Source organism: Ensifer sp. (assembly GCF_035999135.1).
Classification (GTDB): domain Bacteria; phylum Pseudomonadota; class Alphaproteobacteria; order Rhizobiales; family Rhizobiaceae; genus Ensifer.
Window position 1 is genome coordinate 19,407 of record NZ_DASYGZ010000100.1, and the last position, 15,063, is coordinate 34,469.

A 15,063-nucleotide genomic window follows, 5' to 3' on the forward strand; every position below is an offset into this window, starting at 1 on the left:
TGAAAGCGGGCGCAACGCCTTGGCGAAGACGGCACCGACAAAAAAAACGCCGGTGGGCGTGCCACCGGCGCGAGTTGAAGCGGCGATCCGACCTGTCAGGCCGGGCTGTCAGGTCATTTCGCCGTTCTTCTGGAGCAGCGAAATGACCTGTCCGCTCAGGCCGCCGCCTTTGTCGATTCGTTGAAGAACAGTGCCTGGCTGATCAGGGCCTTGACCATGTCCGGGTTGAACGGCTTGGTGACGAGGAAGGTCGGTTCCGGGCGTTCACCGGTCAGCAGTCGTTCCGGGAAGGCGGTGATGAAAATCACCGGGATGGCGCTGGTCTTGAGGATGTCGTTCACGGCGTCGATGCCGGAACTGCCGTCAGCGAGCTGGATGTCGGCAAGCACCATGCTCGGACGGGTCTTCTTGTAGAGTGCGATCGCCTCGTCGCGCGTGCGGGCAATACCGGTGACGCGGTGGCCGAGGCTTTCGACCATCTGCTCGATGTCGATCGCGATCAGCGGCTCGTCCTCGATGATCATGATATCGGTTGCGACCTGGCGCGAGATTTCCTGCGAGGCGCGGTCGAGCAGGCTGCCGACCTTGTCAGTGGAAACATCGAGAACTTCGGCTGCTTCCTCCGGCCGGAATCCCTCGACGGACACCAGAAGGAAGGCCTGGCGGGCAAGCGGGGATACCGTGGCCAGATTGATCGAGGCGCGCTGTTCCCAGGCAAATGGCGAGACAGGCTCCGGTACAAGCACGGACGACGAGCCGAAGAGCGAGGTGAAAAGGCGGAACAGCCCGACACGGTCGTTGCTCGCCTCGGGGAAAATCGACGTGTCGGCGATCAGCGCTTCGAGCACGGCGGCGACATAGGCGTCGCCCGACGTCTGCGAGCCGGTCAGAGCGCGCGAGTAGCGGCGCAAATACGGCAGAAGCGGTGCGATCCGCGTGGACAATGTCATAGGGTGAACTCCCTCAGGTATCTTATTGCGGTGACGTTGCGACAACGTTCATCGTAAAAAAAGGTTCCGCGAGGGAACATTTCATTTTTCAGCTGCGTTAAGGCGACAATGGACACACGAAGGCGATAGTTGAAAATGATACATAAAAAAGGGGCAGGGCGGGCAGCCGGCACGACCTTATGGACAGAGGACCCAAATGCGCAGATCGCAGCCAAGCTGAAAGCGCTCTATCAGTCCGTACAGGAAGAGGCGATTCCCGCCCGATTTCTCGATCTTCTGGAAAAACTCGACGCAGCCGAGCAGCAATCGGCGCTGCAGGGCAGGGAGTGAATACCGGAATGTCGTCTGAAAATAATGATTTCAAGAGAGAGATGCTGGCCGCTCTGCCGAGCCTGCGCGCCTTTGCCATGTCGCTGATCGGTCGCCATGACCGCGCCGATGACCTGGTTCAGGACACGATCATGAAGGCCTGGGCGAAGCAGGATCACTTCGAGATGGGCACCAACATGAAGGCGTGGCTGTTCACGATCCTGCGCAACGAACTCTACAGCCAGATGCGCAAGCGCGGTCGGGAGGTGCAGGACAGCGACGGCCATTTCACCGAGTCGCTCGCGCACCACCCCGAGCAATACGGCTCCCTCGACCTGCAGGACTTCCGCAAGGCGCTCGAGACCCTGCCGCCGGACCAGCGCGAGGCGATCATTCTCGTTGGCGCATCGGGCTTTTCGTACGAAGAAGCCGCGACGATCTGCGGCTGCGCGCTCGGGACAATCAAGAGCCGGGTCAATCGGGCGCGTCAGCGCCTGCAGGACATCCTGCAGGTCAAGGGTGAAAACGACTACGGGCCAGACGAGACGTCTGCCCCGATCACCTCGCGCGCTTTCGTTTCCTGAACGAACATTTCGCTGGGACACCGTTGCAAAAGCAGCGGTGTCCTGCTTTCACTGGCGGGTGAGCCCGAAGCGAACGACCGTGATGGTAACGGCTGACGGATGCGCAGCCGATGATTTTGGGTCTGGACGTCCCAAGCCAAGCGGGATGTGGCGAGTGTCCGCAGACTTGCTCATCCCGGTCAGATTGGGGACTGAGACCAAATGCGCGTTAGGACAGAAACGACCGACCCGCTGGCGACGAGGCCGCTCGACGCACCTGAACGGCTGGGCGTTCTGCATGCGACAGTGCCCGACATGTCCGTGCCGGATCAGGATTTCGACGGCATCGTGGAAATCGCTGCGGGGCTTTTCGATGCCCCGATCGCACTGGTCACCCTGATCGATCGTGAATGGCAGTGGTTCAAGGCCGCGATCGGCACCGTCGAGACACGCGCGTCTTCACAGGACTCGTTCTGCGTTCACCTCGCCGCTGCCGGTGAGGAAGCCGACGCTGGCCTCGTGGTTCTCAACGCGGCGCTGGACCCACGCTTTATGAACCGGCCGATGGTCGCCGGGCCACCGTACCTGCGCTTTTACGCGGGCTCGCCGATCGTGATCGATGGACAGACGGTCGGCACCGTGTGTGTTCTCGACGTCGAGCCGCGCGATGGCGTCGCCGGGCCGCTCGTGCAGCAATTGCGCCGCCTGGCGGATCTGGCGGCGTCCCTGTTCAAGCTCAAGGATGAGGCGCGGCGACGGGCGCTCAAGGAGGCGGCCCTGTCGCGCGAGGAGCAGCGTCATGCCATGGCGCTCGAGGCGGCCAACATCGGCAGCTGGTTGTGGGACATCCGCTCCGGTACGATTGCCGGCAACAGCGCCATGAAGCGCATGTTCGGCTTGCCTGCCGCTGCTTCTGTCGGTGCCAGGGAGATTTTCGGCGCCATCAGTGTGGAAGACCGCGGGGCAACGTTCTCCAAGCTTCGCCAGGCGATGAAGGCCGACGAGGAATATGACGGCATGTTCCGCATCGGTGATACCGGCCGCTGGCTGCTCGGGCGGGGCCGGGTGCACGAGCGTGACGCCAAGGGCAATCCCCTGACCTTCATCGGCGTGACCATCGACGTTACCGACCAGCAAACCTCGGTGCAGCGGACTCGGCTCCTGCTGAAGGAACTCAACCACCGGGTCAAGAACACGCTGGCGATGCTGCAGTCGCTTGCCCGCCAGACGCTCCGCCAGACCAGCGATCCGGCCGAATTCATGACCGCGTTTGCCGGCCGGCTGCAGGCGATCTCGGAGGCGCACGGGTTGCTGTCGGATCACGAGTGGGGCACCATCCGGCTCGCCGACCTGATCGCCAAGCAATTGCTGCCGCATGTCAATTGCTATGCCGAGCAGATCGAGATCCACAAGGACGAGATATCCCTCGGACCAGACCAGGCGGTGGGCCTCGGGCTGGTTCTGCACGAGCTTGCGACCAACGCCGTCAAGTACGGGTCGCTGTCGGTGCCGAAGGGAAAAGTGGTGCTGACGGCGCGCAAGATGCTCGAGGACGGAGACCAGGTTCTTCACCTCACCTGGACGGAAGTCGGCGGGCCGCCTGTGCGCGAGCCCAAGCGCCGCGGCTTCGGCTCGATCCTCATCGAGCGCAGCCTCGACAAGGTTTTGGGAAGTTCGGTCAAGGTCGAATACCTTGCGGCCGGCGTTACCGCGCTCATCCGGTTGCCGCTTTAGCGCCGAAACCGCTTCCAACTCTGTACAGGCGGTTATGCCGAGGCGCTTGCACCCCGGGCGCGAAATTCGGTGCCCTGGTCAAGGGCACCAAGGTCAATGTCAATCGTCGTCGCGCCTTGCGCGCCGCTTGCCGGTGCCGACGAGCGCGCCGATCGCAATGGCTGTGGCGACGGCAAGGAGCGGTTGCTTGCGCAAAATGCCGGCTGCGGCAAGCATCGTGAGGTTGGTTTGCACTTGCCTGCGTCGCCTGCGTTCCTCGGCGAGACGTCGGTCGCGCTCCTGCAGCATCACCGAAATGCCGAACAGCACCAACGCGGTCACCGCCAGCGCAATGGCGATCGCGGCAGCGGCGGCGATCGGTGAGTATCGGTCGCTCAGATACAGAAACGTGGCCGCAAGGCCAAACACATAGGCCGTGGCCAGCAGCAGGCCGATGATCGCCCACAGAAAAGCGTTGCGTTTCAGGCGAGCGGTCGTTGCGCCGATATCGGCGGCCAGGAGCGCTGAAAGTGCTGCCGTCAATGGTCCCATGCAATACCCCCGATCATCGGCATGAATGGGCGGTTTGGCCGCCGCCCATCTGCCCAAGTGCCCACGGTGTTCAGCGGCGAAGAAGCGCTGCGACCGCGAGCCCGATCAGGGCGGCGGCGCCCAGCGTTGCGATCGGGTGTTCACGAACGGCCTGGCGGACCTGCTTTTCGGTCCCGGCGTAGCGTCCACGAATTTCCGCCAGCAGTTCCTCGCCATTGGCCAGAAGCTCGCTCACGCTCGCTTCCGCCTGTTCGCGCGCATCCTGCGCCTTGCTGCGGGCCTGTTTCGTGGCCGCCGAGCCGCGATCGGCAAGCAGGGCGACCAGCGTTGCCACATCATCGCGAAGCTCGCTCAGCTGTTCCTCGACGGAAATATCGGCAAGTTTGCCGTTCTTCGACGAACGCGAACTCGAACCGGAGAAAAGACCTGGTGCCATGATGGGTACTCCCTTTCACACAGGCGCCGGCCGCAAGCGGTCGGCGCTACCTTGAGGAACCGGCGGGCACAACCACAGGGCCCGTGCCGGCGTTCGGGAGAACAACGCGCGACTGCGGAAATTGTTTCGATAATTCTTGATGTTGGGGTTTGAGCGACGAACCGGAGAACGCCCGCATGGGCGCCGGCCCCCGCGGAGGGCTCAGAGCGATGCCGTTTGTGGCAGAACGAACGGCACGTGCGCTGCAGGTACGGCGCCGACCTGCATGCGGCAACCGAAAACCGCTTCCATCGTCTCGTCGGTCAAGACCTCGCGCGGCGTGCCGCAGGCGCGGACCTTGCCGGCCTTCATCATCACCATGCGATCGGCGAACATGGCCGTCAGGTTGAGGTCGTGCATGACTGCGATGACGCCGCCGCCGCGCTCGCAGAAACGGCGCGCCAGCTGCATGATGCCGAGCTGATGGCGGATATCGAGGCTCGATACGGGCTCGTCGAGCAGAAGGTAGCGCGGCTCGCCGTCGCTCACCGGCTCGGTGATCTGGCAAAGCACCCGGGCAAGCTGCACGCGCTGCTGCTCGCCGCCGGAAAGCTCCTGGTAGAACCGCCCGGCAAAGCCGGCGAGATCGACGGCGTCCAGCGCCTCGGCTGCGATCCGGTCATGAACGGCGGCGTCGGCGTTCGCGCCGGCGGAGAGCCCCAGCCGGACGACCTCCCGCACCGTGAAGGGAAAGGAAATGACGGTCGACTGTGGCAGCACGCCACGCATGGACGCCAGTTCCCACGGCTTCAGGCCGCGCAGGTCGCGGCCATTGATGCGGATCGTGCCGCCGGCCGGCGCCAGTTCCCCGGAAATCGCCTTCAATGTCGTGGTCTTGCCGCAGCCATTGGGCCCGACGATCGCCGTCAGCGCTCCGGGCAGGGCTTCCAGCGAGACGCCGTTGATGACCTGGCGTCCGCCGAGGCGAACGGTGAGATTGGAAACGTGGATCATGACGTCGTTCACAGTCCCATATTCGAGCGGCCGCGCAGCAGGATCCAGAGGAAGAACGGCGCGCCGATGAAGGCTGTGACGATCCCGATCGGCAGTTCCGCCGGGGAGACGATGGTGCGCGCGATCATGTCGGCCAGGATCAGAAGCGTGCCGCCCAGGAGTGCCGAGGCCGGCAGAAGATAGCGATGATCGGGGCCGATGACGAGACGCAACAGATGCGGCACGACAATACCCACGAAGCCGATGCCGCCGCTGACGGCAACCGACGCGCCCGTGGCTGCCGCAACGCTGACGATTGCGACGTTCTTCAGCCGCTGGACCGGGATGCCCATATGGAAGGCAGCCGCCTCGCCAAGCGTAATCGCATTCAGCCCACGCGCGAGAAACGGCGTCACCGCGAGGGAGATGAGGATGATCGGGGCCGAGGCAAGAATCTTCGTCCAGTTTGCGCCGGCCAGGGAGCCGAGGCCCCAGAAGGTGAGGTCGCGTAACTGCTTGTCGTCGGCCATGAAGACGAGCACGCCGGTCACGGCCCCCGTCAGCGCAGCCAGCGCGATGCCGGCGAGCAGCAAGGTGGCGATCGACGTCTGGCCACCTCGGGTGGCAATGCGGTAGAGCAGCAACGTCGTGACAAGCCCGCCGGCGAACGCCGCGACAGGCAACGCGTAGAAGCCGAACAGGGCAAACAGCGGTCCGAAGGTCGCCGTGCCAAGCACGATCAGCAGGACGGCGCCGAGGCTCGCGCCCGAGGAGACGCCGACAAGTCCCGGATCGGCAAGCGGATTGCGAAACAGTCCCTGCATGACGACGCCGGAGACGGCGAGCGATGCGCCGACGAGCATGCCGAGCACGGCGCGCGGCAAGCGGATGTCGAGAATGATGATGCGGTCGCGCACGCTCAAGGCCTGATCGGCTTCGCCGATCAGCCAGTACCAGACGTTCGACAGCGACGCGTCGGCGGCCCCGGTCATGATCGAGCCGACGAAGGTGGCGGCAGCAAACACCACGAGCACAACGATCAGCAGGCGCGCCAGTCGCGAACGATTGCCGGCCTGCCACTCGCTGCGAATACCGGCGGCGAAAGTCGTCAGGCGCATGCCGTTACCCAATGCCTCACTGCGAGGCATTGGCCTTCTTTCCGTAGATTTCTGCGTTCAATTCGCGCACCGCGCTGGCCGTGCGCGGGCCGAAGCCGAGCAGATGCAGGCCGTCCATGCGCACGAGCGCCTTGTCCTTGGCGGCAGGCGTGAGGCTCAACGCCGGCAGCGCGAAGAGTTCGGCGGCCTTGGCAGAGTGTTCGCCGCCGCGATCCATCATCAGCACCACATCGGGCTTCGCCTCGATGATGGCCTCGTCGGTCAGCGCCTTGTAGCCGGGAAAGGTGCCGACGGCGTTGACCGCGCCCGCGAGCTCGATGATGCCGTTGGCTGCCGTGCCCGTGCCAGACGCCATGACCTTGCCGCCCTGGGTGCTGAGGACGAAGAGGACGCGCTTGCGCTCGTTTTGCGGCCGGGCTGCAGCCTCGGTAACAGCGGCGTCGAGGTCGGCTTCGACGCTCTTTGCCAGCGCTTCGGCCTTGTCCTGCGCACCGAGGAACGCGCCGACGGCGCGGATTTTCGCGGGGATGGCGGCCTTGTCATAGGTGTCTGGCACGCTTTCAAAGGCGATGTTCGCCTCCTTGAGCACTGCGAGGGCTTCCGGTGGGCCGCTGCCCTCGACGGCGATGATCGCGCTCGGATTGACAGCGATGATGCCCTCGGGCGCCAGCTGGCGCATGTAGCCGACATCCGGAAGCTTTTTCGCCGCTTCCGGATAGGTGCTCGTGGAGTCGCGACCGACCAGGCGGCCTTCTTCTCCAAGGGCGTAGACGATCTCGGTAATCGCTCCACCGACCGACACGACGCGCGATACGTCGGCCTTCTGCATGGTCTCGGCCACGGCCGGCCGGATGAAGGACGGCGAACCGGGCACGAACGCCGGCAGGAGGAAAGGCGCCGACAAAGCGAAAACCGTGAGCGCCAGATCCCGGCGACGAAGCCGGCGGAAGTCGAGACCGTTAATCATGTTCGGTATCCTCAGGCGGCAACCGTGGTGTCGAGGCGCGACATGCCCTCGGCGATCGAACGCCATTCCGGGCGTTCAGCGAAACCTTCCTTCCGCTTGCCGAAGAACTGTATGATCATTTCACCCTTGGCGTCGAGCGCCTCGATCGAGGTGACATGACCATCGGCGGTCGGCTTGCGGACGGCCCAGAGCTCGGCGATATGGTCGGTGCGCAGATGCAGGTGGAAGGTCGGATCCATCACGTTCAGCCAGGGGCCCATCATCGCGATCTTTTCGATCGGGCCGGAATGGATCTGGATCATGCCGCGATTGCCGACGAAGCACATGATCGGCAGTTCGACCTTGGCGCTCTCCTGCATCATGGTTTGGAGGCTGGATGGGTCGAGCTTCCAGGCGAAGTCCTCGCCGATGTTGGTGAGCGCCTGGCGGCGGCCGATCTTCAGCTTGCGCAACATGCCGTGGAACTGATGCGTGTCCGTCATCTTCGTCCAGCGATCGCGCAGTTCCTCGATGTCGACGACCGTTTCCGGCTTATCGTCGCCGGCCGGGATGCTCGCGTCGGCGGTGAAGTCCTGGGTCTGATCCTCAAGGCGGAAGTCCTCGACGATCTTGTCATAGGCCGCGACATCAGATGCGGCGCGCAGATGCACCTTGTGAACGGCATTGCCCCACTTGTCGAAGAACTGCAGGCTCTTGCGGGCTTCGCCGCTGTCGTCGGTCTTGGTGACGGCGAAGGCGTGGGCCCAGGCGCTCGGGAAGACGCGAAGGTCGATCTGTTCGCCAAGCACGATGCTGGCCATTTCGCCGGTGGTGATCTTCTCGTAGACGCCGATCTTCTCGTGCACGGCGCTTTCATTGCGGGTCAGCGCCATAACCTCGCCGAGTTCCTCGACGCGCGACAGGAACCGGTTGGCGTCGGCATCGATGCGCACGGCGGTCAACCCACACTCGGCGGCAACGAGAGCGGCTTCAGAAACGCCGAGCTGGGCTGCGATATCACGCTCGCGCATCTTCGGGTTTTCGGCGCGGTAGGCGCGGATTTCGGAAGGGGTAGGGCGAAGGCTCTCGGTCATGTTCGTCTGCCTATTTGTTCAGGATCAGTTTGCCCTGGCGGGTGATCTTCATGCGATAGATCGCGCCGTCGTGGGAAATGAGAATCTCGTTTTCAGAGCCGAAGAGCTCGCGACTTTCGATCATCCGTTGCGCGCGTGTCGCCTGGGTCGGCGGGTCGATCGGGCGGGCGGGATTGTTGTCGTTGGTCACTGCGGTTCGGCCGTTTCGAGTGTGCAGGCTGCGTTGATTTCCCCGCATTTCCTGCCGTGCAATTCGATTACTATCTTGACTTCATTACTCATATTTATTTATGGACGCAATACCGGACTTATATTCTCAAGTTAGTTGTTGCCGGCTTGTGGACAAGGGCGTGCGGACGGCGTTCGGTGGTGCGCTCAATCCTTTGGAGTGGTGTCGTTATGAAGTTTTCCAGCCTCCCGATTGTTTCCGCTGTTTTGCTGGCGCTCGTTGCCGCAAGCCCTGCCAAGGCGCAGGAGGCCGCAGCGACCGGAGGTCTGACGATCGAACTCAACGAGGTCGCCCCGTCGCAAAAAGGCTGCAAGCTTACCTTCGTCGCGGGCAATGCGTTCGCCCAGTCGCTGAGCAAGGTTTCCTTCGAGTTCGTGATCTTTGATCAGAAGGGGCTCGTCGAGCGCATGGCCGTGCTCGACTTCCGCGACCTTCCGGCCGGCAAGACCAAGGTTCGCCAGTTCGATCTTCCCGGAACCAATTGCGATGCGGTGAAGAGCCTTTTGATCAACGACGCGCCGGCCTGCGTCGGTGACGGGGTCGAGCCGGCCGCCTGCATGACCGGGATCAAGACCGGTTCGAAGTCGGCAGTCGAACTCAAGGGTTGAGGCGCGGCCGCGCACTCTGAGCAGGATTTGCGCCATGTGGGGCGCGAAGGTTAGGCAGTCATGAAGCGTATCGTCATCTGGACCGGGGCCGCGGTTTTCTCGCTTGCAACGCATGGCGTCGTGCTTGCGACGTTGTTCGGGTCCTCGCCGCCGGAGGACGAGCCCGCCCTGATGATTGGCGGCGTGACGACCGAGGTCGCCATTCTCGGTGACGCGTTCGCGGACACGCTGCAGGCCGGCGACCCCTCCGAGATTGTCGAGCCGACCGAAGACCTGCCCGACGAGGTGAAGCCGGAAGAGATCACGCCGATCGAGGACGTTACATCGACCACCCCGGAAATCGTCGCCGAACAACCGCACGATTTGGTTGCCACGGAAGCAGACGTCATTCTGCCGGCCGAGGAGATGCCGACCTTGCAGGTGGCCGAAGCGGTCGTGACCGCGAGCGTCGCGCCGGTCGAAACCGTCGTGCCGGAAGAAAAGCCGGAGATCGAGGAGCCGAAGAAGGAAAAGGTTGAAAAGCCTGAACCGAAGAAAGAGCCGGTCAAGAAGAAAAAAGTGACCCGCAAGAAGACCGGCGAAAAGGGGGAGCAGGCGCAAACCCAGGTCAAGGGACAGGCGGACGGCCAGATCAGCGGCAACACGACGGCGGCCACCGGCCAAGGGCAGGCGGCAGCGGTTATCGGGAATGCCGGCGTGGAAAACTACAAGGGCAAGGTCCGATCGAAGGTTCAGCGCGTATTTCTGAGGAAGTCGCGCGGGATCCGCAGTGGCGAGGGCAGTGCTGCGACCGTCGCGTTCGTCGTCGCGGCCAATGGCGGCCTGGCAAGCGTCAACCTTGTCCGCAGCTCCGGGTCCGATCGCCTCGACAAGGCTGCCATCGATTCGGTCCGCAGCGCCGCCCCTTTCGCGGCGATCCCGGCCGGTTCGGGCAGGAGCAGCTGGAGTTTCACCGTTCCCATGTCCGTCAACTGAGGGTAGCGCGCGGTCCCCGCTGCGCGCTGACGGAGAGGTGATTTCGGCCTCTAAAAAATATGATGAAAAAACTCATGTTTATACTTTACTCTGTTTCTCAAGTTTAATAGGTTGCCCTCGTCACGCAGCCGATGGGGCGTGTGTCGAGAGATGTCCCGATGCGACCAAAGGCCCGTGAAGGCTTGTCGCACGATCAGACGGAGAGGATTGCATGCGCGGCAAGCGTCACCAGAATGCGGCAAAGAATGGCAAGGGTCGCTCGGGCTCGGAACCGGCAGACACCCGCCAGCAGGCCGGAAAGGCGACGCTCGAAGGGCGCAGCTTCCTTTATGTCGGCGGCCGCGATTGTCAGGTGGCGCACTTGCGCGAAATCGCCAGCTCCTTCGGCGCCGAACTGCTTCATCACGACGGCGGCCTGCGCGAGGCGGTCTCGCGCATCGACCGGGTGCTTCCCTCCGTCGACTGCGTCTTCTGCCCGATCGACTGCATCAGCCATGACGCATGTCTTCGTGTGAAGACCGGCTGCAAGAAGTGGGGCAAGGCCTTCGTGCCGCTGCGCAACGGCTCGAAGTCGAGCCTCGAGCGGGCGCTGCAGGACCTGACCACCAGCCGCGACGAGCGATAATCTCCCTTCAAGCAATTCCAAGCAGACAAGAGCTTTCCAATGAACGAAGAACGTCCTGACCTGTGCATGATGATCGGTCTGCACAAGCTGGCCGCGCAGCAGGGCGATGGCCTGGTGCCCGAACTCTACGAGATCCTGACGCGCCGTGCGCGCATGCTGGACGAACATGCGAACGTCGCCGAGTTTCCGGCGTGGCAGGCCCGCCCGCCGGTGCGCGATCCGCTCGGACTTGCGGAGCCGAAGGAAGGCACTATTCTCGCCTTTCCCGGTGCCGCCAACGACGCCAACCGGAAAAAAGAAAGCGCCTAAAGCGCATCGCGAACTTTCAGATTTGCGCTCGCTTTAAGTTGTTGATTTGTCGCATGTCGTTATCGCAAGAGAGCTGCACACTTTTGCGCGACGTGCTCTAGGAGCTCCCGATGTTTGTCGCCATGAACCGTTTCCGCATCGCCATCGGCCATGAAGAGGCTTTCGAAGCCGTGTGGAAGGGGCGTGACTCCAGTCTTTCGGACATGCCGGGCTTTGTCTCCTTCCATCTGTTGCGCGGCGACAGCGTGGCGGAGGAGGGCTATACGCTGTTCGTGTCGAACTCGGTCTGGAAGGACAGGGACGCATTCTCGGCCTGGACGAAGTCTGAGAATTTTCGCGCCGCCCACAGAAATGCCGGCGACAACAGGGCAATGTACCTCGGCCCGCCGAAGTTCGAAGGCTTCTCCGCCGTCGAAGGCGCGTGATCCGGGGCAACCCGCTTTGATTTAATCCTGTTCGTCTCCCGCATGGACCATGCGGGAGGCGAATGCGTCTAGGGTTACGCCGTCTTTTTTGGCATGAACGCGCCGAGCGAGATGGCGAGCCAGCCGGCCATGATCGTCGTGCCGCCGAGCGGGGCCGACATCGGGAACAGGCCGTGGCCTGCGACATGGCGCATGGCGAGATCGGCCGAAAACAGTGCCGTCCCCAGGGCGATCAAGAGAGCCGCGACGGCGGCCGTGCGGAAATTCGGCCAGGCGGCGTAAAGTGCTACGAGCGTCGGTGCATGCGCCAGGCACATGGCGGAAATTCCGGCGAGCAGGCGCGGGTCGGTGCCGTGCGAGGCGCCGGCGGCGCTGACGACGCCGGTCAATCCCATCAGTCCGGCGACAAAGAGCGTCGTTGCGCGAAATCCGCTGTGCGACATCTGACATTATTCCTTGTTCTGCATATGAAAAGCGAGGCGGGTGATCGGCTCGAGGATGATGTCTCTCAGCTTCGGGTGGGCGACGGCTTCCTCGAGCGCGCGGGTGAAGCACAGCAGCCATTCGTCGCGTTCCGCAGGGCCGATCTCGGCGACGAAGTGACGGCGACGCAGCATCGGGTGGCCGCGCTTCTCGACGTAGATCGGCGGCCCGCCGAGCCAGCCGGTGAGGTACTCGTAGAACTTCTCTTCACTGCCCGAAAGATCCGGCGGATGCACGGCGCGGCAGCGTGCCGCTTCTGGCAACGTATCCATCAGCTCATAGAAGCGGCGCGTGAGCGCGCGCACCGTCGGATCGCCGCCGATGGCTTCGTAGAGGGTGGTGGTTTCGGTTTCCGCCATGATCGCGTCCTTCGTTGCTGCGGTCGTAGCGCGCGACGACCTGTCCGACAACGGTTTTCGGGGTTGCCGGTTTGCGGCGTTTCATCGCGGATTGCCTCTGGTCACTTGACAAACCGTCCAGACGGTATCTTTATGCGTCTATGACCGAAGCCCATCGCCGCAAGAAACAGCCGGAGCAGGTGCGCCAGCAATTGCTGGAGGTTGCTGCACGCCTGTCGCACGAGCAGGGGGTTGCCGGCATCACGCTGGATGCCGTCTCGCAGGCGGCCGGCGTCAGCAAGGGCGGGCTTTTGCACCATTTCCCGAACAAGCTCGCGCTTCTCGACGGGCTGTTCGACGATCTGGTGACCCGTTTCGACCGCGAGATCGAGGCGGCGATCGCGAGCGATCCGGTGGCGAAAGGGCGCTTTACACGCGCCTATATCGACGTCTGCTTCGCGCTCGATCCGGCAACCGACGTACCGGGTTGGCGCATGCTGACGATCGCACTCATTGCCGAGCCGCATCTGAAGGCGCGCTGGCGCGACTGGGTGAGGCGTCGGTCCGTGGAGTTCGCCGACACCGATGGCTCGACGGGTTGCGTGCTGGCGCGTTTTGCCTGTGACGGCGTGTGGCTGGCCGACCTGATGCAGAGCCACGAGCTCGACGCCGCGGCGCGGGCCGGCCTGGTCGAAAGCCTGAAGGGGCTATCGGTTCAATAACGCATTCCGTTTCTCAGCGACACGGTAACGCAATCGACGTCTTTGAAAATCACGCAACTGCGGACGGAGGGCCTCCGAGCTCTCTCCCGGAACTGCCCTCGTTCGGAATGGAGACCATCATGAACCCCGCCATGCTCTACAGCGTCCTGGTCGCGGCAATCATCTTCGAGGTGCTCGGCACTTCGGCAATGCAGGCGGCGCAGCATTTTTCCCGGCTGGGGCCGACGGTCATGATGGTGGTCTGCTACGCGATCGCCTTCTTCTTCCTGTCCTACACCCTGCGTTTCATCCCGGTCGGAATTGCCTATGCGGTGTGGAGCGGGCTCGGCATCGTCCTGATATCGCTGGTCGGCTATGTCGCCTTCGGGCAGAAGCTGGATCTCGCAGCGATGCTGGGGCTCGGCCTGATCATCGCCGGGGTGGTGGTTCTCAACCTCTTCTCAAAATCCACCTTCCACTGACGTCCGCCGCTCAAGGGGCCTGCGGCGGCGGCGCCGTGGATTCGCGCAGGATCAGTTCCACCGGCCAGAGTTCGTGCACCTCTTCGGCCGGTTTGCCTGACAGCAGCTGGAGCACCAGGTCGGCCGAGCGCACCCCGGCGGCACGCATCGAGGAACGGGTCGCCGAGAGCGACGGCACCATGTTGTCCGCCGTCAGGTAGGGGAAAACGTCGTCATGGGCGATGACCGAGACCTCGCGACCGATCTCGAGGCCGATCGAGCGGGCCGCCCTGTAGATGCCGAGCGCCGTCATCATCGAGCCCGCGACGAAGGCGGTCGGGCGAGGGGTCTGCTCGAGGAAGGAGCGTGCGAAGCGGAAGCCGAGTTCGTCGGTGAAGTTGCCGTGGACGACCAGCCGCGGATCGAAGGGGATGCCGCGCGCCTCCAGCGCGTCGCGATAGCCCTTGTCGCGGTGAAGCGAAAACGTGCGACCCTGCCGGCCGTTGATCATGGCGATGCGGCGATGGCCGAGATCGATCAAATGCGAGGTCGCGCGGCGGATCGCACCTTCGTTGTCGATGTCGAGCCAGGCATGCGGCACGTCGATGTCGGAGCGGCCGTGGACCAGGAAGGGCATGCCGAGCTTGTGCAGAAGCGCGATGCGCTCATCGTTCGGCTCGGGCGAATGCACGATTACGGCATCGACGCGGCCGCTGACGGCCAGCCGGCTGTAGAGCTGGATTTCGCCCGTCGGGTTCTTGTCGTCGATCGGGCTGACGAGGATGTCGATGTCTTCGCTGCCGAGCCGTTCCGCCAGCCCCCCCATGAATTCGGAGAAATGAAACTCGCCCGACCGGCCCATGACGACGCCGATCGCGCCGGCGCGGCCGGTGACGAGGCGCACGGCGTTGATGTTGGGGCGATAACCGAGGCGTGCCGCCTCCTCGGTGACCCGCTTGCGCGTCTTTTCGCTGACCTCGGGATAGCCGCTCAGCGCGCGGCTGACGGTGGTCGGCGAAAGGCCCAGTTGCTGCGCGAACTCCCTAAGCTTCATTCGATCTGCATATCCTCAACCTGGCCCGCTCCCAGAAATATACACCTTCCGGTGCCGTAACAATCGCTTTGTCGTGCGCGCCAACGGCGTCGGCTGCCTTGTTCGATTTAACCAAACCGTTTTAAATTATGACATCGCCCCTTCGATTTTATGAGTTCTCACGTTTCGCAGCCGAATGGCCTCAGCGCAAACACACTCGTTG

General features: G+C 63.4%; 21 protein-coding genes. 10 read left to right on the plus strand and 11 right to left on the minus strand.

The window, feature by feature from the left end:
• Window positions 1-155 precede the first annotated feature (155 nt).
• Complete coding sequence (locus VGO12_RS11560) at window positions 156-950, minus strand: response regulator (protein ID WP_327512892.1); 795 nt, start codon at window positions 948-950, stop codon at window positions 156-158.
• Between the two features lie 135 nt (window positions 951-1,085).
• On the opposite strand from VGO12_RS11560, the gene VGO12_RS11565 reads away from it, so the two are divergent.
• The 3 genes from VGO12_RS11565 to VGO12_RS11575 all read left to right on the plus strand — a co-directional run bounded on the left by VGO12_RS11565 (window position 1,086) and on the right by VGO12_RS11575 (window position 3,556).
• Entirely contained in the window at window positions 1,086-1,280 is a 195-nt protein-coding gene (locus VGO12_RS11565) for a NepR family anti-sigma factor (RefSeq protein ID WP_327512893.1), read from the plus strand.
• Between the two features lie 8 nt (window positions 1,281-1,288).
• On the plus strand, window positions 1,289-1,843 hold the full coding sequence (locus VGO12_RS11570; RefSeq protein WP_327512894.1) for an RNA polymerase sigma factor: 555 nt from the start codon (window positions 1,289-1,291) through the stop codon (window positions 1,841-1,843).
• A 201-nt stretch (window positions 1,844-2,044) separates the two neighbouring features.
• Entirely contained in the window at window positions 2,045-3,556 is a 1,512-nt protein-coding gene (locus tag VGO12_RS11575) for a sensor histidine kinase (RefSeq protein ID WP_327512895.1), read from the plus strand.
• 99 nt (window positions 3,557-3,655) lie between these two features.
• On the opposite strand, the gene VGO12_RS11580 is transcribed toward VGO12_RS11575, so the two are convergent.
• From VGO12_RS11580 to hemP, 7 genes are all read right to left on the minus strand, one after another.
• Window positions 3,656-4,087, minus strand: a complete 432-nt coding sequence (locus tag VGO12_RS11580; protein WP_327512896.1) for a hypothetical protein — start codon at window positions 4,085-4,087, stop codon at window positions 3,656-3,658.
• Window positions 4,088-4,157: 70 nt separating this feature from the next.
• Complete coding sequence (locus VGO12_RS11585; RefSeq protein ID WP_327512897.1) at window positions 4,158-4,523, minus strand: hypothetical protein; 366 nt, start codon at window positions 4,521-4,523, stop codon at window positions 4,158-4,160.
• A 201-nt stretch (window positions 4,524-4,724) separates the two neighbouring features.
• Window positions 4,725-5,516, minus strand: coding sequence for a heme ABC transporter ATP-binding protein (locus VGO12_RS11590; RefSeq protein WP_327512898.1), 792 nt, complete (start codon window positions 5,514-5,516; stop codon window positions 4,725-4,727).
• 8 nt (window positions 5,517-5,524) lie between these two features.
• Window positions 5,525-6,643: an iron ABC transporter permease gene (locus VGO12_RS11595; RefSeq protein WP_327512899.1), complete on the minus strand. Its 1,119-nt coding sequence runs from the start codon at window positions 6,641-6,643 to the stop codon at window positions 5,525-5,527.
• Window positions 6,630-7,580, minus strand: coding sequence for a hemin ABC transporter substrate-binding protein (locus VGO12_RS11600; RefSeq protein WP_327512900.1), 951 nt, complete (start codon window positions 7,578-7,580; stop codon window positions 6,630-6,632). Before VGO12_RS11600 ends, VGO12_RS11595 begins: the two co-directional genes overlap by 14 nt.
• An 11-nt stretch (window positions 7,581-7,591) precedes the next feature.
• Window positions 7,592-8,653 (minus strand): hemin-degrading factor, encoded by a 1,062-nt coding sequence (locus VGO12_RS11605; RefSeq protein ID WP_327512901.1) that lies wholly within the window; start codon window positions 8,651-8,653, stop codon window positions 7,592-7,594.
• 10 nt (window positions 8,654-8,663) lie between these two features.
• Window positions 8,664-8,777: a hemin uptake protein HemP gene (gene hemP, locus VGO12_RS11610; protein WP_327512980.1), complete on the minus strand. Its 114-nt coding sequence runs from the start codon at window positions 8,775-8,777 to the stop codon at window positions 8,664-8,666.
• A gap of 275 nt (window positions 8,778-9,052) precedes the next feature.
• Between hemP and VGO12_RS11615 the strand changes: the two genes are divergently transcribed.
• The 5 genes from VGO12_RS11615 (at window position 9,053) to VGO12_RS11635 (ending at window position 11,824) form a co-directional block, all read left to right on the plus strand.
• On the plus strand, window positions 9,053-9,490 hold the full coding sequence (locus VGO12_RS11615; protein ID WP_327512902.1) for a hypothetical protein: 438 nt from the start codon (window positions 9,053-9,055) through the stop codon (window positions 9,488-9,490).
• 60 nt (window positions 9,491-9,550) lie between these two features.
• The gene (locus VGO12_RS11620) at window positions 9,551-10,465 is read left to right on the plus strand and encodes a TonB family protein (RefSeq protein ID WP_327512903.1); all 915 of its coding nucleotides are present in this window, start codon (window positions 9,551-9,553) and stop codon (window positions 10,463-10,465) included.
• Between the two features lie 211 nt (window positions 10,466-10,676).
• On the plus strand, window positions 10,677-11,090 hold the full coding sequence (locus VGO12_RS11625; protein WP_327512904.1) for a DUF2325 domain-containing protein: 414 nt from the start codon (window positions 10,677-10,679) through the stop codon (window positions 11,088-11,090).
• A gap of 39 nt (window positions 11,091-11,129) precedes the next feature.
• Window positions 11,130-11,399, plus strand: a complete 270-nt coding sequence (locus VGO12_RS11630) for a hypothetical protein (protein WP_327512905.1) — start codon at window positions 11,130-11,132, stop codon at window positions 11,397-11,399.
• A gap of 110 nt (window positions 11,400-11,509) precedes the next feature.
• On the plus strand, window positions 11,510-11,824 hold the full coding sequence (locus VGO12_RS11635; protein WP_327512906.1) for an antibiotic biosynthesis monooxygenase: 315 nt from the start codon (window positions 11,510-11,512) through the stop codon (window positions 11,822-11,824).
• A gap of 74 nt (window positions 11,825-11,898) precedes the next feature.
• On the opposite strand, the gene VGO12_RS11640 is transcribed toward VGO12_RS11635, so the two are convergent.
• The gene (locus VGO12_RS11640) at window positions 11,899-12,267 is read right to left on the minus strand and encodes a DUF423 domain-containing protein (protein WP_327512907.1); all 369 of its coding nucleotides are present in this window, start codon (window positions 12,265-12,267) and stop codon (window positions 11,899-11,901) included.
• Window positions 12,268-12,273: 6 nt separating this feature from the next.
• Window positions 12,274-12,666 (minus strand): globin, encoded by a 393-nt coding sequence (locus VGO12_RS11645; protein WP_327512908.1) that lies wholly within the window; start codon window positions 12,664-12,666, stop codon window positions 12,274-12,276.
• Between the two features lie 140 nt (window positions 12,667-12,806).
• Between VGO12_RS11645 and VGO12_RS11650 the strand changes: the two genes are divergently transcribed.
• On the plus strand, window positions 12,807-13,367 hold the full coding sequence (locus tag VGO12_RS11650; protein WP_327512909.1) for a TetR/AcrR family transcriptional regulator: 561 nt from the start codon (window positions 12,807-12,809) through the stop codon (window positions 13,365-13,367).
• A 119-nt stretch (window positions 13,368-13,486) separates the two neighbouring features.
• On the plus strand, window positions 13,487-13,828 hold the full coding sequence (locus VGO12_RS11655) for a DMT family transporter (protein ID WP_327512910.1): 342 nt from the start codon (window positions 13,487-13,489) through the stop codon (window positions 13,826-13,828).
• A gap of 10 nt (window positions 13,829-13,838) precedes the next feature.
• Here VGO12_RS11655 and VGO12_RS11660 read toward each other — a convergent pair whose 3' ends face one another.
• A complete protein-coding gene (locus VGO12_RS11660) occupies window positions 13,839-14,861 on the minus strand; it encodes a substrate-binding domain-containing protein (protein ID WP_327512911.1) in 1,023 nt (340 codons plus the stop codon).
• Between the last annotated feature and the right edge of the window lie 202 nt (window positions 14,862-15,063).

Excerpts from the sequence above, each read along its gene's own strand:
- VGO12_RS11635 (WP_327512906.1), top strand. The coding sequence starts at position 11,510 with ATGTTTGTCGCCATGAACCGTTTCCGCATCGCCATCGGCCATGAAGAG.
- VGO12_RS11575 (WP_327512895.1), top strand. The coding sequence starts at position 2,045 with ATGCGCGTTAGGACAGAAACGACCGACCCGCTGGCGACGAGGCCGCTC.
- VGO12_RS11595 (WP_327512899.1), bottom strand. The coding sequence starts at position 6,643 with ATGCCTCGCAGTGAGGCATTGGGTAACGGCATGCGCCTGACGACTTTC.
- VGO12_RS11590 (WP_327512898.1), bottom strand. The coding sequence starts at position 5,516 with ATGATCCACGTTTCCAATCTCACCGTTCGCCTCGGCGGACGCCAGGTC.
- VGO12_RS11640 (WP_327512907.1), bottom strand. The coding sequence starts at position 12,267 with ATGTCGCACAGCGGATTTCGCGCAACGACGCTCTTTGTCGCCGGACTG.
- VGO12_RS11655 (WP_327512910.1), top strand. The coding sequence starts at position 13,487 with ATGAACCCCGCCATGCTCTACAGCGTCCTGGTCGCGGCAATCATCTTC.
- VGO12_RS11605 (WP_327512901.1), bottom strand. The coding sequence starts at position 8,653 with ATGACCGAGAGCCTTCGCCCTACCCCTTCCGAAATCCGCGCCTACCGC.
- VGO12_RS11580 (WP_327512896.1), bottom strand. The coding sequence starts at position 4,087 with ATGGGACCATTGACGGCAGCACTTTCAGCGCTCCTGGCCGCCGATATC.
- VGO12_RS11630 (WP_327512905.1), top strand. The coding sequence starts at position 11,130 with ATGAACGAAGAACGTCCTGACCTGTGCATGATGATCGGTCTGCACAAG.
- VGO12_RS11645 (WP_327512908.1), bottom strand. The coding sequence starts at position 12,666 with ATGGCGGAAACCGAAACCACCACCCTCTACGAAGCCATCGGCGGCGAT.
- VGO12_RS11620 (WP_327512903.1), top strand. The coding sequence starts at position 9,551 with ATGAAGCGTATCGTCATCTGGACCGGGGCCGCGGTTTTCTCGCTTGCA.
- VGO12_RS11625 (WP_327512904.1), top strand. The coding sequence starts at position 10,677 with ATGCGCGGCAAGCGTCACCAGAATGCGGCAAAGAATGGCAAGGGTCGC.
- VGO12_RS11600 (WP_327512900.1), bottom strand. The coding sequence starts at position 7,580 with ATGATTAACGGTCTCGACTTCCGCCGGCTTCGTCGCCGGGATCTGGCG.
- VGO12_RS11660 (WP_327512911.1), bottom strand. The coding sequence starts at position 14,861 with ATGAAGCTTAGGGAGTTCGCGCAGCAACTGGGCCTTTCGCCGACCACC.
- VGO12_RS11565 (WP_327512893.1), top strand. The coding sequence starts at position 1,086 with ATGATACATAAAAAAGGGGCAGGGCGGGCAGCCGGCACGACCTTATGG.
- VGO12_RS11585 (WP_327512897.1), bottom strand. The coding sequence starts at position 4,523 with ATGGCACCAGGTCTTTTCTCCGGTTCGAGTTCGCGTTCGTCGAAGAAC.
- VGO12_RS11560 (WP_327512892.1), bottom strand. The coding sequence starts at position 950 with ATGACATTGTCCACGCGGATCGCACCGCTTCTGCCGTATTTGCGCCGC.
- hemP (WP_327512980.1), bottom strand. The coding sequence starts at position 8,777 with ATGATCGAAAGTCGCGAGCTCTTCGGCTCTGAAAACGAGATTCTCATT.
- VGO12_RS11570 (WP_327512894.1), top strand. The coding sequence starts at position 1,289 with ATGTCGTCTGAAAATAATGATTTCAAGAGAGAGATGCTGGCCGCTCTG.
- VGO12_RS11615 (WP_327512902.1), top strand. The coding sequence starts at position 9,053 with ATGAAGTTTTCCAGCCTCCCGATTGTTTCCGCTGTTTTGCTGGCGCTC.
- VGO12_RS11650 (WP_327512909.1), top strand. The coding sequence starts at position 12,807 with ATGACCGAAGCCCATCGCCGCAAGAAACAGCCGGAGCAGGTGCGCCAG.